This window comes from Pseudarthrobacter sp. C1 (assembly GCF_034720455.1).
Lineage (GTDB): Bacteria > Actinomycetota > Actinomycetes > Actinomycetales > Micrococcaceae > Arthrobacter.
Genome location: NZ_JAYESK010000004.1, coordinates 213,739 through 228,056 on the forward strand (window position 1 = coordinate 213,739; position 14,318 = coordinate 228,056).

At 65.8% G+C, this 14,318-nt stretch carries 15 protein-coding genes and 1 pseudogene; 15 read left to right on the forward strand and 1 reads right to left on the reverse strand.

Annotated elements, in window-relative coordinates; all coding sequences use genetic code 11:
* The first annotated feature begins 170 nt into the window (after nt 1–170).
* The 14 genes from rpsD to U7114_RS08705 all read left to right on the forward strand — a co-directional run bounded on the left by rpsD (nt 171) and on the right by U7114_RS08705 (nt 13,024).
* Nucleotides 171–797, forward strand: a complete 627-nt coding sequence (gene rpsD / locus U7114_RS08640) for a 30S ribosomal protein S4 (protein WP_066276228.1) — start codon at nt 171–173, stop codon at nt 795–797.
* Nucleotides 798–944: 147 nt separating this feature from the next.
* Nucleotides 945–1,319, forward strand: a complete 375-nt coding sequence (locus U7114_RS08645; protein WP_157242066.1) for a DUF948 domain-containing protein — start codon at nt 945–947, stop codon at nt 1,317–1,319.
* 17 nt (nt 1,320–1,336) lie between these two features.
* Nucleotides 1,337–1,579: a hypothetical protein gene (locus U7114_RS08650; RefSeq protein ID WP_231754896.1), complete on the forward strand. Its 243-nt coding sequence runs from the start codon at nt 1,337–1,339 to the stop codon at nt 1,577–1,579.
* A 168-nt stretch (nt 1,580–1,747) separates the two neighbouring features.
* Nucleotides 1,748–4,426, forward strand: coding sequence for an alanine--tRNA ligase (gene alaS, locus U7114_RS08655; protein ID WP_323057105.1), 2,679 nt, complete (start codon nt 1,748–1,750; stop codon nt 4,424–4,426).
* Nucleotides 4,427–4,432: 6 nt separating this feature from the next.
* Entirely contained in the window at nt 4,433–5,032 is a 600-nt protein-coding gene (gene ruvX, locus U7114_RS08660) for a Holliday junction resolvase RuvX (RefSeq protein WP_323057106.1), read from the forward strand.
* Nucleotides 5,029–6,747, forward strand: a complete 1,719-nt coding sequence (gene mltG, locus U7114_RS08665) for an endolytic transglycosylase MltG (protein WP_323057107.1) — start codon at nt 5,029–5,031, stop codon at nt 6,745–6,747. The genes ruvX and mltG overlap by 4 nt, the downstream gene beginning before the upstream one ends.
* A complete protein-coding gene (locus U7114_RS08670) occupies nt 6,744–7,604 on the forward strand; it encodes a shikimate dehydrogenase (RefSeq protein ID WP_323057108.1) in 861 nt (286 codons plus the stop codon). The genes mltG and U7114_RS08670 overlap by 4 nt, the downstream gene beginning before the upstream one ends.
* Nucleotides 7,605–7,630: 26 nt before the next feature.
* Nucleotides 7,631–8,830: a chorismate synthase gene (gene aroC / locus U7114_RS08675; RefSeq protein WP_157242070.1), complete on the forward strand. Its 1,200-nt coding sequence runs from the start codon at nt 7,631–7,633 to the stop codon at nt 8,828–8,830.
* Nucleotides 8,831–9,397 (forward strand): shikimate kinase, encoded by a 567-nt coding sequence (locus U7114_RS08680; protein WP_321213627.1) that lies wholly within the window; start codon nt 8,831–8,833, stop codon nt 9,395–9,397.
* Nucleotides 9,394–10,485, forward strand: a complete 1,092-nt coding sequence (gene aroB, locus U7114_RS08685; protein WP_323057109.1) for a 3-dehydroquinate synthase — start codon at nt 9,394–9,396, stop codon at nt 10,483–10,485. Before U7114_RS08680 ends, aroB begins: the two co-directional genes overlap by 4 nt.
* Nucleotides 10,485–11,003, forward strand: a complete 519-nt coding sequence (locus tag U7114_RS08690) for a tetratricopeptide repeat protein (RefSeq protein ID WP_321213625.1) — start codon at nt 10,485–10,487, stop codon at nt 11,001–11,003. The genes aroB and U7114_RS08690 overlap by 1 nt, the downstream gene beginning before the upstream one ends.
* A gap of 200 nt (nt 11,004–11,203) precedes the next feature.
* On the forward strand, nt 11,204–11,767 hold the full coding sequence (efp, locus tag U7114_RS08695) for an elongation factor P (RefSeq protein ID WP_321213624.1): 564 nt from the start codon (nt 11,204–11,206) through the stop codon (nt 11,765–11,767).
* The gene (nusB, locus tag U7114_RS08700; RefSeq protein ID WP_311217652.1) at nt 11,767–12,177 is read left to right on the forward strand and encodes a transcription antitermination factor NusB; all 411 of its coding nucleotides are present in this window, start codon (nt 11,767–11,769) and stop codon (nt 12,175–12,177) included. Before efp ends, nusB begins: the two co-directional genes overlap by 1 nt.
* A 160-nt stretch (nt 12,178–12,337) precedes the next feature.
* Nucleotides 12,338–13,024 (forward strand): GntR family transcriptional regulator, encoded by a 687-nt coding sequence (locus U7114_RS08705; protein ID WP_157243165.1) that lies wholly within the window; start codon nt 12,338–12,340, stop codon nt 13,022–13,024.
* Nucleotides 13,025–13,108: 84 nt separating this feature from the next.
* On the opposite strand, the pseudogene U7114_RS08710 reads toward U7114_RS08705, so the two are convergent.
* Nucleotides 13,109–13,261, reverse strand: a pseudogene (locus U7114_RS08710) (ABC transporter); the annotation flags it as partial.
* On the opposite strand from U7114_RS08710, the gene U7114_RS08715 reads away from it, so the two are divergent.
* A complete protein-coding gene (locus U7114_RS08715; protein WP_323057110.1) occupies nt 13,259–14,260 on the forward strand; it encodes a sugar phosphate isomerase/epimerase family protein in 1,002 nt (333 codons plus the stop codon). The pseudogene U7114_RS08710 and the gene U7114_RS08715 sit on opposite strands and share 3 nt — an antisense overlap.
* Nucleotides 14,261–14,318: the final 58 nt, after the last annotated feature.

The following is a 14,318-nucleotide window of genomic DNA, read 5'->3' on the forward strand; positions in this document are numbered from 1 at the left end:
CCGCCGTGGTAGGATAGATGTTTGTCTGGCAAGGCACGGACGCACAATCTCCCCAATTTACGTTGAGAAGGTTATGCCCTGCGCCCAGTAGCAAAAGGCAGCGGTTGGCCGATGCTCTCCATCGTGGAGGCCAGTAACACTGACACACCGCAGATATTGGAAGGACACAAGTGGCTAACAACACTCGTGCTCGCCGTCAGGCCCGCCTCTCGCGGTCCCTCGGCATCGCTCTGACCCCCAAGGCCGCCAAGTACATGGAGCGCCGCCCGTACGGCCCCGGTGAGCATGGCCGTGCCCGCAAGAAGCAGGACTCCGACTACGCCGTACGCCTCCGCGAAAAGCAGCGCCTGCGCGCCCAGTACGGCATCCGCGAAGCACAGATGACCCGTGCCTTCGAAGAGGCCCGCCGCACCAAGGGCCTGACCGGTGAAAACCTCATCGAACTGCTCGAAATGCGCCTTGACGCCCTGGTCCTGCGTGCCGGTTTCGCCCGCACCATCGCCCAGGCCCGCCAGCTGGTTGTGCACCGCCACATCATGGTTGACGGCGTCCGCGTTGACCGTCCGTCGTTCCGCGTCGGCGAGGGCCAGCTGGTCCACGTCCACAGCCGCAGCGAAACCATGGTCCCGCTCCAGGTTGCAGCAGCCGGCGCCCACCGCGACGTCCTGCCCGCCGTTCCGGCCTACCTGGACGTCAAGCTGGAGGCCCTGCAGGCACGCCTGGTCCGCCGCCCCAAGCGCTCCGAGGTCCCCGTGACCTGCGAAGAGCAGCTCGTCGTCGAATTCTACGCACGCTAAATTCCGGCAGCGTATCCAAAGAAGCCCGTGGCAAGCGCCGCGGGCTTCTTTGTATGTAAGGTACTTGGGGGACATCTGCGGAAACGCGTTTTGCTGACGCATCCGCTGATGACACGAACCACAGAATTTCGAGGAGATGAAACGTCTATGTCTGGTGGCGATATTGCCGGCCTGATCGCTGCCGGGGTGTTTGCGCTCCTGGTGCTGCTGCTCGCGGTGCCCATCGTGAAGCTGGGCAAGGTGTTTGACGAGGTGCGCACGGCCATCCGGTCCCTGAGCGACGGCGCCACGCCCCTGATGGACGAGGTCACGGCCACCGTGTCCACCACCAACCAGCAGCTGAAGAAAGTGGACGGTATCTCGTCCAACGTTTCGGACGCCTCGGCCAACCTGTCGGCGCTGTCCTCGCTGGTGGCCGCCACAGTCGGATCCCCGCTCATCAAGGTGGCCGCCTTCAGCTACGGTGTCCGCACCGCGTTTGCCAACCGCAAGAAACCCGCTGCCGGCCGCCGCAGCCGCTGAATTCCGGAGAACATAAAATGAAACGACTTGTCTGGATGGGAATCGGCGTGGCGATCGGAGTGATCGCCTTCCGCAAGGTGACCGAAGCGCAGGCCGGCATGCAGTCCGCGCTTGGCCCGGAGGGCCTCAACCGCGCGGTGAACCGGCTCGCTGACGGCGTCTACGACTTCGCCGATGCCGTCCGCGCAGGGATGCGTGAGCGCGAGACCGATCTGCGGGCCGCCCTCGGCGTCGAATCGGAAGACCTGGTCCGCCGCTGACCAGGCCCCGCAGGCCGGTACCACGCCGGCCCGCACCCGCCGACCGCACGATGCGGCGGCACCAAACGTTATAACAACACCGGCGGGAACCGTACAGCTACGGGAACCGCACGCGAAAGAACCTCCGCGCCGGTCAGTGCGCGGAGCAAGAAGGGTACGTAACAGCTCATGAAGTCGCAGGAGATCACAAAGCGCTGGGTGGACTTTTTTGTCAGCAAGGGCCACACCGCGGTTCCCTCCGCATCGTTGGTTTCCAGCGACCCCTCGCTGCTGTTCACGGTTGCCGGCATGGTGCCGTTCATTCCCTACCTGACGGCCAGGGAGGAACCACCCTACTCACGTGCCGTCAGCGTGCAGAAATGCATCCGCACCGGCGATATCGAGGAAGTGGGCAAGACTGCCCGCCACGGAACCTTCTTCCAAATGTGCGGCAACTTCTCCTTCGGAGATTACTTCAAGGAAGATGCCATCAAATTCGCCTGGGAACTGCTCACCACGAGCGTTGACGACGGCGGCTACGGGCTTGCGCCGGAACGCCTCTGGGTGACCGTCTACGAAGAGGACGACGAAGCCAGGGAACTGTGGCTGAAGAACACCGGCGTCCCCGCGGAGCGCATCCAGAAAATGGGCAAGGCGGACAACTACTGGCACACCGGGCAGCCCGGCCCTGCCGGCCCCTGCTCCGAAATCTACTATGACCGCGGCCCCGCATACGGCGTCGAGGGCGGCCCGCTGGCGGACGAAACTCGCTACATCGAGATCTGGAACCTCGTGTTCATGCAGTACCAGATCGAAAACGTGCGTTCAAAGGAAGACTTCGACGTCGTGGGCGAGCTGCCCAAGCGCAACATCGACACCGGCCTGGGCATGGAGCGCCTGGCCATGATCCTGCAGGGCGTCGAGAACATGTACGAGACGGACCAGGTCCGCCCCGTCATCGACAAGGCCGCCGAACTCTCCGGCAGGGAGTACACCTCCGCCGAGTCCGACGACGACCCGCACCACACGGACGACGTGCGCATGCGCGTGGTCGCCGACCACGTCCGCTCGGCGCTGATGCTCATCTCCGACGGCGTGACCCCCTCCAACGAGGGCCGCGGCTACGTCCTGCGCCGGCTCATCCGCCGTGCCGTCCGCTCCATGCGCCTCCTCGGCGTGGAACAGGCATGCCTGCCTGAGCTCCTGCCGGCCTCCCGCGACGCCATGAAGGGCGTCTACCCCGTGGTTGACACCGACTTCGCCCGGATCAGCCGCATCGCCTACGCGGAGGAGAAGGCCTTCCTGCGCACCATCGCTTCCGGCACTGCCCGGCTTGAGGACGCCGTCAAGGTGTCCAAAGCGGCCAACAAGCCGCTGTCCGGCGAGGACGCCTTCACCCTGCACGACACCTACGGGTTCCCCATCGACCTGACCCTGGAAATGGCCGAAGAAGCCGGGCTCAAGGTGGATGAGGCAGCGTTCCGCAGCCTCATGCAGGAACAGCGCCAGCGCGCCCAGGCGGATGCCAAGGGCAAGAAGGGCGGCCACGCCGACCTCAGCGCCTTCCAGGACATCCTGGCCCAGGGCGAGACGGTCTTCACCGGCTACACGGAGCTCGACGGCGAATCCCGGGTCCGCGGCATCCTCACGGGCGGCCGCCCGGTCCAGCAGGCCTCCACGGGCGACGAGATCGAGCTGGTGCTCTCCGAGACCCCGTTCTACGCGGAAGCAGGCGGCCAGGCCGCAGACACGGGCCTCATCACCGGTGACGGATTCGTCGTCGAGGTCCTTGACGTGCAGCGGCCCCTGAAAGGCCTGAGCGTGCACAAGGCGATCGTGCGCGAAGGCGAAATCGGGTCCGACTCGCTGGTCCGCGCCGCCGTCGACCGTGAACGCCGGCACGCCGCCGAACAGGCCCACACCGGCACGCACATCGTGCACGCGGCGCTTCACCAGATCCTCGGCCCCGAAGCCACGCAGCGCGGTTCTTACAACAAGGCCGGCTACCTGCGCTTCGACTTCGCCTGGGGCGAAGGCCTGAGCACGGCCACCCGGTCCGAGATCGAGGAAGTCTCCAACCTGGCCATCCGGAACAATTTCCGGGTGGAGACCAAGGTGATGGGACTGGCGGAGGCCAAGGCCCTGGGCGCCATGGCACTGTTCGGTGAAAACTATGGCAGCGAAGTACGCGTGGTGGAGATCGACGGCGCCTGGTCCCGCGAGCTGTGCGGCGGCACCCACGTTCCCAACACTTCCCTGATCGGCAGCCTTTCGCTCCTGGGCGAGCAGTCCGTGGGGTCGGGAAACCGCCGCGTGGAGGCCTTCGTGGGCATGGATGCGTTCCGCCACCTGGCCGCCGAACGCGCCCTGGTGACCGAGCTGACCGAGCTCCTCAAAGTGCCCTCGGGCCAGCTGGCCGACCGGATTTCCGCCACCCTCGCCAAACTCAAGGCCACGGAGAAGGAGCTGGACCGCCTCCGCAAGGAGCAGTTGGCCGCCTCGGCCGCACAGCTGGTCAACAGCGCCAAGGACGCGGCCGGCGTGAGCGTCATCGCCCATGATGCCGGCCAGGTCAGTGGCGCGGACGATCTTCGCGGCCTGGCGCTGGACCTGCGCAACCGTCTCGGCTCGGCAGCGGCGACTGTGGCCGTTGCCGGCGTTGCGAACGACCGTCCCATGATCCTGGTGGCCACCAATGAAGCCGCCAGGGAGGCCGGGGTCAAGGCCGGCGCGCTTGTCCGCCTCGCCGCGGGTGTCCTCGGCGGCGGAGGCGGCGGCAAGGACGACGTCGCCCAGGGCGGCGGCACCGACGCCGGCAAGGTCGGCCCGGCACTGGCGGCGGTTGTTGACGCCATTACGCGGCGCTAACCACCCATGACCAGTCCTGCAGCTGCCGGCGCCTACCCCCAGGGGATCAAACTGGGGGTGGACGTCGGCACGGTCCGGGTGGGGGTTGCCATCTGCGACCGCGACTCGATCCTGGCAACGCCCTACAAAACGCTGGACCGCAACGCCAGGAAAAACTCCGACGTCAGGGTCATCGCAAACCTGGTCGAGGAGCTCGGCGCCGTGCAGGTGATCGTGGGGCTGCCCCGCACCCTCAAGGGTGAGGAAAGGGCGTCCGCCAAGATGGCCGTGGACTACGCCCGGCTGCTTGCCGGCGAACTGGCTGCCCGTGCTGTGGACGTCCCGGTTAACCTTGTGGACGAACGGTTGAGCAGCGTGACCGCGCACCGCAACCTGCATGAAGCTGGCATGAGCAGCAGGAATCACCGTAAAGTAGTTGATCAGGTCGCGGCGGCGGGTATCCTTCAGCACGCCATCGACATGCAGAAAGCCAGGGGAGCGGACGTCGGCTCACGCGTGACGCCGCCGCCCCCTTCCGTGGACCTGGGAGGCAGCGGGCAGAATGACACTGTGCGCGCCGCCCCCGGCGAAACGGCCCAATCTTCAGATAATGGAAGGCAACAGTGAGCCCTGCCAACATTGACGACGCTTCCAGCCCACTGGACGCCGGAGCAGCACGACCGCTGACCCGCAAGGAACTCCGTGCAAGGGAAAAGACCTTCAACACCGGAGGCCAGGACGCGGTGCCCGAGCAGGCCTACGAGACCGGCCACGACATTCCGCCGCAGCCTTCGGAACCTCCCGTGGCACCCGAGCCGCACCCCCTGCCTAAGGACGAAGCATTGCGGAACGAAGCTGGACCCCAGGAAGCGGCACCGCAGGAAACACCGGTAGAACAGCCCGTTCCTGCTGCTCCCCTCACTCCGCCGTCCATCCAGGACATCCCCCGGGAAGAGGCACATCACAACGAAGACTTCCGTGGGGACGCCAACTATGAAGAAGCCGGCCGGCATGACGGGCTTCATGCCCACGAGGCACCCGTTTTTTCAGGAGCGCCCGCCTTCGGAGCCCACCAGCACGGAACTGGAACGCATTACGACGACGAGCCGCACTTCCCGGACGGGGCCGCCTACCCTGCAGCGCACCACGCGGATCACTATCACGATGGCCACTACGACCAGGAGCACTACGGTGACGCCCACTACCCCGAGGGGCACGACGACGGCGCGCACCATCACGAATTCCTTCCCGCCCCGTCGACGGCAGCGGTAGTGGCCAAACCGTCCAAGAAGGTGCGCCGCCGCAGGCGGATGCTGGCACTGTTCCTTACCCTTGCTGTCTTCGTCACGGCCGTGGCAGTCGGCGCGCAGTTCCTGAAGCCGTTGCTTGGCAACGACAAGCCCGCCGACTTCCCGGGCCCGGGGACGGGCGAAGTCGTGGTGACCGTCGAGAACGGCGAAGGCACCCGGTCCGTCGCTGCGAAGCTGGAAAACGAACGCGTGGTGGCGAATGCGGACACCTTCCTCCAGAGCTTCAGCGCATCCGGGGGAACACTGGCTCCGGGGGACTACACGTTCAAGAACGAGATGAAGAATTCCGACGCCGTAAACGTCCTGCTGGGCAAGGACCAAACCAAGGTCATCTACTTCGCCCTCAGCGCCGGCCTGCGCGTGGGCGAGTCCCTGCAGGCGATCTCGCAAGGTTCCGGAATATCCATCCAGGACCTGCAGGCGCTCAGCAACCAGCCGGCCCAGTTCGGGCTGCCGGCCACCGCAAAAAACCTTGAGGGCTACCTGGCTCCGGGTGAACACCGTTTCCCCCTTGGTACCCCGGCAAAGGACATCCTCCAGGCCCTGGTCAAGATCACAACCGACGAACTTGTGTCGCAGGGCATCACGGACCCGGCCAAGCAGTACGAGGCCGTGATCGTGGCCAGCATTGTCCAGGCCGAAGGCGGCCAGGCGGAGTACGGGGACGTGGCAGGTGCCATCTACAACCGGCTCAAGCCCAACGACCAGACCGGAGGTTTCCTGCAGGTGGACTCGGCGGTGACGTACGGCCTGGGCACCAAGAGCTACAACTTCACGGACGAACAGCGCCAGGACAAGTCCAACCCGTACAACACCTATGCGAATCCCGGACTGCCCCCGGGACCCATCGGCTCTCCGGGAAAGACGGCCATTGATGCTGCCGCCAGGCCGAAGACGAACGACTACCTGTACTGGGTCACCATCAACCTGGACACCAAAGAGACCAAGTTCTCCAGGACGCTGGCCGAGCACAACGGGTACGTCGAGCAGTACAACGCCTGGTGCGCGGCGAACGCCGGACGCTGCACATGAGCCTTCGGGCTGCCGTCCTGGGCCACCCGATCAGCCACTCGAAGTCGCCGGCACTGCATCTTGCTGCCTACGGCCGGCTGGGCGTCGGCATCAGCTACACGGCGATTGACGTCACCGAGCAGTTGCTGCCGACGCTGATGCGGCAGATCCGCGACCAGCCGGGCTGGCGCGGCCTGTCCGTCACGATGCCCTTGAAGACGGCGATGCTCGGGCAGGTGGATGAGGTCCGCGGCGTTGCCGGGATCCTGGGTGTGGTCAACACGGTGTCCTTCGAGGACCACGACGGCGGCCGGAAGATCGTTGGATCGAACACCGATGTTGCCGGGATCGTCAACGCCCTTCGGCATGCCGGGACGGGGCCAGCCCCCGCCGCCGTCATCCTCGGCGGCGGGGGAACAGCGGCCTCTGCCATCGCGGCGCTGAAGGAGCTTGGGACCGGCCACGTCCAGGTTTTCGTCCGGGACACCTCCAGGACCGGGGAGGTCCGCTCCGCCGCCGCAAGCCTGGGCATGGACCTGGACATCCGCCGCCTGGCTGACGCGGTGCACCCAACGGCCGCCGCCGACGTCGTCATCTCCACCCTGCCGCCGCGGGCCGCGGACGGGCTGGCGGCCGAAATAGCGGAGTTGAAAACCGCCACTCCCGGCGTGCTGCTGGATGTTGCCTACGATCCCTGGCCCAGCCTGGTCGCCTCGGTGTGGCAGGCAGGCGGCGGCACCGTGGTGCCCGGCCTGGAGATGCTGCTGTACCAGGCAGTGGAACAGGTACGCCTTTTTACCCGTCGCGGCGATGACGTCAATGCCGCCGTCATAGATGTGATGTGCGCCTCAGTCGGCCTTCCCCGACGCGCTTTGTAACCGCCCCCCGTGGCAGGATGGAAGATATGTTGCGTTGGTTGACTGCCGGTGAATCCCATGGTCCGGCTCTGATGGGAATTATTGAAGGCGTCCCCGCCGGTGTGGAAATCACCAGCGGGCACATCGCAGACTCCTTGGCACGCCGCCGGCTGGGCTATGGCCGTGGCGCGCGCATGAAGTTCGAGCAGGACGTCGTCACCATCCTCGGCGGCGTCCGCCACGGCCTCACCCAGGGCGGCCCGGTGGCCATCCAGGTGGGCAATACAGAGTGGCCCAAGTGGGAACAGATCATGTCGGCGGATCCTGTGGATCCGGACCTGCTCGCGGACCAGGCACGCAACGCGCCGCTGACCCGCCCCCGGCCCGGCCACGCCGATTTCACCGGGATGCAGAAGTACGGCTTCGCTGAGGCACGTCCTGTCCTGGAGCGGGCAAGCGCGCGCGAGACCGCCACCCGCGTTGCCATGGGCACCGTTGCGGCACAATTCCTCAAGCACCTCGGCATCGAGCTGGTCAGCCACACAGTCAGCATTGCCACTGTCGCAGTCCCGGAAGGACGTCCCCTTCCGGTGCCCGCGGATGTCATTGCGCTGGACGCCGACCCGCTCCGCTGCTTCGACCGCGAAACCTCCGATGCGATGGTCGCCGAGGTGGACGCCGCCCACAAGGAAGGCGAAACCCTGGGCGGCGTGGTGGAAGTCCTCGCCTACGGACTCCCGCCAGGACTGGGCAGCTACGTGCACTGGGACCGGCGCCTGGATTCCCGCCTTGCCGCCGCACTGATGGGCATCCAGGCCATCAAGGGCGTGGAGGTCGGCGACGGCTTCCTGACGGCCGCGCGCCGCGGCTCCGCCGCCCATGACGAAATCGTCCGGGATGCTGACGGCCGCATTGTCCGCACCAGCAACCGTGCCGGCGGCATCGAGGGCGGCATGAGCATCGGAGACGTCCTGCGCGTCCGGGCCGCCATGAAGCCCATCGCCACGGTGCCGCGCGCCCTCAAGACCATCGACGTCAGCACCGGGGAGCCTGCAAAGGCGCACCACCAGCGTTCGGACGTCTGTGCGGTTCCGGCCGCCGGTGTGGTGGCAGAGGCAATGGTGGCGCTGGTCCTCGCCGAGGCCGTCACCGAAAAGTTCGGCGGCGACTCCGTCGCGGAGACCGCACGCAACATCAAGGGTTACCTGGACAACATTCCGGCGTCCCTGGACTCGATCGGCCAGTAAGTGCCCCACCGCAGCAAAACCGGACCCTCAGGCCGGCCCATTGTCCTGATCGGGCCCATGGCGGTGGGCAAGTCGGCCATCGGGCAGCAGCTTGCCCATCAGCTCGGCGTCCCGTTCGTGGACACCGACGCCGTGATCGTGGCCGGCCATGGATCGATTTCGGATATATTTGCCGGGCGCGGTGAACATGCGTTCCGTGAGATCGAAGCACGGACGGTAGCCGACGTCGTCGAAGCGGCGGACCAGACCGTCGCGGTGATCTCCCTCGGCGGCGGCGCGGTACTGGACTCCGGCACTCAGCAGCTGATCAGCCGCTGTACCGTGGTGTACCTCGAATGCGACGCGCAAACAGTGGCCGGCCGCATCGCCCGGAACTCCGGGCGCCCGCTGCTGGCCGGGGACGCGATGGGCCGCTGGACCGCAATGTTCGCCACCCGCAAGCCAGTCTATGAGCGGCTGGCTGACCTCACCCTGGACGTGCGCCACGGCTCGGTTTCCGAGCTGGGCGCGCGGCTCGAAGCAGCACTGCGGGACTACGCAGCTGCCAAACAGGAAGTTGAAAAGTGACCACCGAATCAACAGTCATCAGTGTCACAGGCAGTTCCGCCGCCGAGAATTACGACGTCGTCGTGGGGCGGGGGCTGCTGGGTGACCTTCCGAGGCTGCTGGGGGAGCGGGTACGGCGCGTGCTGGTCATCCATCCGCGCGCCTTGCGGCTTACCGGCGACACCGTCCGCGACGAGCTGGCCGCCGCCGGTTTCACCTCCCTGACCGCGGAAATCCCGGACGCCGAAGAAGGCAAGCACATCCAGGTGGCCGCCTTCTGCTGGCAGGTCCTGGGGCAGAACGACTTCACCCGGTCCGACGCCATCGTTGCCGTCGGCGGAGGCGCGGTCACGGATGTCGCCGGCTTCGTTGCAGCCACCTGGCTGCGCGGCGTCAAGGTCATCCACATGCCCACCAGCCTGCTCGCCATGGTGGACGCCTCCGTGGGCGGGAAGACAGGGATCAACACCGCCGAAGGCAAGAACCTGGTGGGCGCATTCCATCCTCCCGCGGGCGTGCTGGCCGATCTGGACACCCTCAACACGCTGCCCCGCAACGAGATGGTTTCCGGCATGGCGGAGGTCATCAAGTGCGGTTTCATCGCCGATCCCGCCATCCTCGACCTCGTGGAAAAGGACCCGGCCGCTGTGGTGGATCCGCAGTCTGACGTCCTCCGGGAGTTGATCGAGCGGGCCATCGCCGTTAAGGCCAAAGTGGTTTCCGAGGACCTCAAGGAATCCGGTTTGCGGGAAATCCTGAACTACGGGCACACCCTCGGGCACGCCATCGAACTCGTCGAACGCTACTCGTGGCGTCACGGCGCCGCTGTCTCGGTTGGCATGATGTTCGCTGCCGAGCTCGCCCGCAGCGTGGGCCGCCTCAGCGATGCCGACGCCGACCGGCACCGGACCGTGCTTGAGAGCCTCGGCCTCCCGGTTACTTACCGGCGGGACCGTTGGCAAGCCCTCCTTGACGGAATGCGGCGCGACAAGAAGTCACGCGGTGACCTGCTGCGCTTTGTTGTTTTGGACGGCGTGGCAAAGCCCGGAATCCTTGACGTCCCGGACACCTCCCTGCTGTTCGCCGCATATCAGGAAATTGCTTCCTGATGCAGGGGGACATGCAAGGAACAGCAGACTGGCCCGAGGCCGGTTTTCCGGGTATCCGGATCAACCCGGAATCGCTGCTGCCGGAGATTGTGAACGAGGACGCCTGCCGGGAGGCGCTGGCGGTATCCAGCGATCCGGCAGACCATATTTTCGTTCTCCTGGTGGAAGGGCACGCCTCCGAAGCCGCCGAACTGCTGGCCGAAGCCCGGTTCAAGGACCCCGAGTCCTTCCGGCTGCGGACCTTCGAGGCTGAGGTGCTGCGGGTTTCAAACCGCCTTGACCGTGCCGTGGAGCTGTTCCGCCAGCTCCTGGCCGAAGTGCAGGGGACGCCGCGGGAGGCCCTCGTGTGGCAGTTCCTGGGAAAGACCCAGTACAGTGCCGGCCAGATGTCAGCAGCTGTTGAATCGTTCGCGCGCGCACTCGACCTGCGCGTGGCGCAGTCCGCCGATGCGGCCCAGATCTACTCGTCCACCGTGGCGTTGCAGCGTGCCCGGGATGTCCTGGACCTGGCCTGCTGATACCGGCAGCGGATCGGTGCAGCTGCCCTCCGGCAGCCGCCTGAAGCCGCAGCCGGGAAGCGCACCGGATTAACCCGGTAGAATGGTTCTTGAATTTTTAACCACCCGATTTTTGACAAACACGCGCCGGCAGTCCGTTTGGGTTGCCTGCCCGGCATACAACGTCTGACAACGCGACCAGACAGAGACCAGAGGAAACAGTGGCAACCACTAACGACATCAAGAACGGAACGGTCCTGAAGCTCGAGGGCCAGCTCTGGAACATCATCGAATTCCAGCACGTCAAGCCAGGCAAGGGCGGTGCGTTCGTTCGCACCAAGATGCGCAACGTGATGTCCGGCAAGGTCGTGGACAAGACGTTCAACGCCGGGCTGAAGATCGAGACCGCAACGGTTGACCGCCGTGACTACCAGTACCTGTACCAGGACGGCGCCGACTTCGTGTTCATGGACACCTCGGACTTCGACCAGATCACTGTCTCCGGCGCAACGGTAGGCGATGCCACCAACTTCATGCTCGAGAACCAGATGGTCAACATCGCCATTCACGAGGGCACCCCGCTGTACATCGAACTCCCGCCCAGCGTCGTGCTGGAAATCACCTACACCGAGCCGGGCCTGCAGGGCGACCGCTCCTCCGCGGGCACCAAGCCCGCAACCCTGGAAACCGGGTACGAGATCCAGGTTCCGCTGTTCATTGAAAACAACACCAAGGTCAAGGTAGACACCCGCGACGGCAGCTACCTGGGCCGGGTCACTGAGTAGTGAGCGCACGCGGTAAAGCCCGTAACAGGGCACTGGACGTTCTTTTCGAAGCTGAGCAGCGCTCGGTTTCGGCCTTTGACGTGATCCGCTCCCGGCGGGAAAAGACCGACCAGGTAATCAACCCGTACACCATCGAAATCGTTGAGGGCGTGCTGTCCCAGCAAACCGCCATCGACGAGTTCCTGGAGACGTACTCCCAGGGCTGGAGCCTTGAGCGGATGCCGTCGGTGGACCGCATCATTTTGCGCATCGGCACTTGGGAACTCCTGTACAACGACGATATTCCGGACGGCGTGGCGGTGAGCGAAGCGGTGGCGTTGGCCAAGACGCTTTCCACTGACGAGTCGCCCCAATTCATCAACGGCCTCCTGGGCCGGCTTCAGCAGCTGAAGCCTTCCCTGCTCGCATAACCAAACTGACAAGCCCCGTCCCGGCAAGCCTGGACGGGGCTTTTCGGTGCCTAGCCTGCCCGCGGGGCCGCGGCCGGGTGGCAGGTCCCGAATCGTTGGAACCCTATAGGATCTGAACATGCAGAAAGCCCCCAAGGACAACGGGCCCCGGCCGGAGGACATGGCGACGGCCCGCCGGCCGGGCCGCGCTGTCAACCGCCAGGTGCTCGCCGACCACGTCTACGCGGAACTCCTGGCGTCCCTTATGGACGGCCGCCTGGCGCCGGGAGCCGTGGTCAGCATTGACGGCACCGCCCGGGACCTGGACGTCTCGCCCACGCCTGTCCGCGAGGCGCTGGCGAGGCTGGAGCACACGGGCATGGTCCGGAGGGTGGCCCTCAAGGGGTACCGGGTGGCTCCGGTCTTCACAAGGGAGGACTTCGCCGAGCTCATGGAGGCGCGGCTGGCTATCGAACCCGTGAACGCCAAGCTGGCCTGTGAACGGATCGGCCAGAAGGGCCTGGCCGAACTGGAAACGGCGGTGGAGGACCTGAAGGCCGCTCCACGGGGCCCGTCCTTCGCCGAGTTCAAGGACTACCTGGAAGCGGACGAGCGTTTTCACCAGCTCATCGCCCGGCACACCGGCAACCAGTTCATGGAAGCCGCCTATGCGTCCCTCGGCGGCCAGATCCAGCGGTTCAGGCTCTTCGGGGGAGTGGGAATTACCGATGCCGACAGTGCAATCGCCGAACACCAGGCTGTCCTGAAGGCCCTTGCATCGGGCAACCCCGGCACGGCGGAGGCCGCGATGGCCGAGCACATCCGGCAGGTCCGTGCGCGTGCCATGGCTGACGCCCCGCCAGGCTGAACCAGCCCCTCACGCCCAACTAGGTAGCGCCAAGTGTCGTTTTGAACCCCCAAAACGACACTTAGCGCTACCTAGTTGGGGGGGCTACCTCAGGAAGAGCTGGCGCAGGCGGACCGTGGTGAGCAGCATGCCGACGGCGGTCATCACCAGGTAGTAGCCGATGTGGACGGGGGTGGCAGCGGTGAAGGCGCCCACGCTGATCTGGCGCAGCAGTTCGNGCAAGGGAGCTACACCATGGCGTACACAGCCGACAACTGGCCCATCACTGCAGCACTGCTGCAGTTTCCGGCAACAGACGCCCGGGGTGTCCACGTGAACGACGCCGAAGCCTCCGTCTGGGCCGGTGTCCTGTCCGAGGTGAAGGAGGCCGGCTTCGCCAATGCCGACCTCACGGACAGCTGGGTCCGGCCGGGCGATCTGAGCCAAGGGCGCCTGGCCGAGTTCAAGGAGGCCGCGGACGCTGTTGGAATCGGCGTACCGGTCATCTCGGCTATCCGCCGCAGCGTCATCGAAGAAGGCAGGTGGGAAGAAAACCTGGCCTACAGCCACCGCACCATTGACGCCGCAGCAGCGCTGGGCTGCGAGGTTGTCTCCTTTGGACTCCACCAGGCCATCACGGCGGAGCAGCAGAAGCAGCTGTGGTTCTGGACGGTGGAAGGCTACAAGGACCCCGAAGGCAACAGGGAAGCGTGGAACAACGCCGTGTCGCGCCTCCGTGAACTGGGCCGGCACGCGGCCGAGGTGGGCGTCCTGCTGTCCCTGGAAATGTACGAGGACACGTACCTGGGCACCGCCGACTCCTCCGTGAAGATGGTCCAGGACATCGGCCTCGCCAACGTCGGCCTCAACCCGGACCTCGGCAACCTCATCCGGCTGCACCGGCCCATCGAGGACTGGCGCGAGATGGTGGCCAAGACCCTGCCGTACTCCAACTACTGGCACATGAAGAACTACATCCGGGACGAGGACACGGCCCGCGACATGTATGTCGCCATGCCGGCACCCATGGAGAGCGGCCTCATCAACTACCGCGAGGCCTTCAAAGTCGCCTTGTCCGTGGGCTTCCAGGGCATCCTTTGCACCGAGCACTACGGCGGCGACGGACTGAGCGTCACCGCCAGCAACCAGGACTACCTCCGCCGCCACGTCCTCCCCAAGACCGACGGCTACGCACTCGGGCAGAGCCGGGTGGCGCAGGGGAGGCAGCTGCCCGCCCCGGAACTCAGCAGCGTCTGATCCATGGCGCCTGGTGCGGCCGGCATGCATTCGGTGGCGGCCGCACCAATTCAGACTC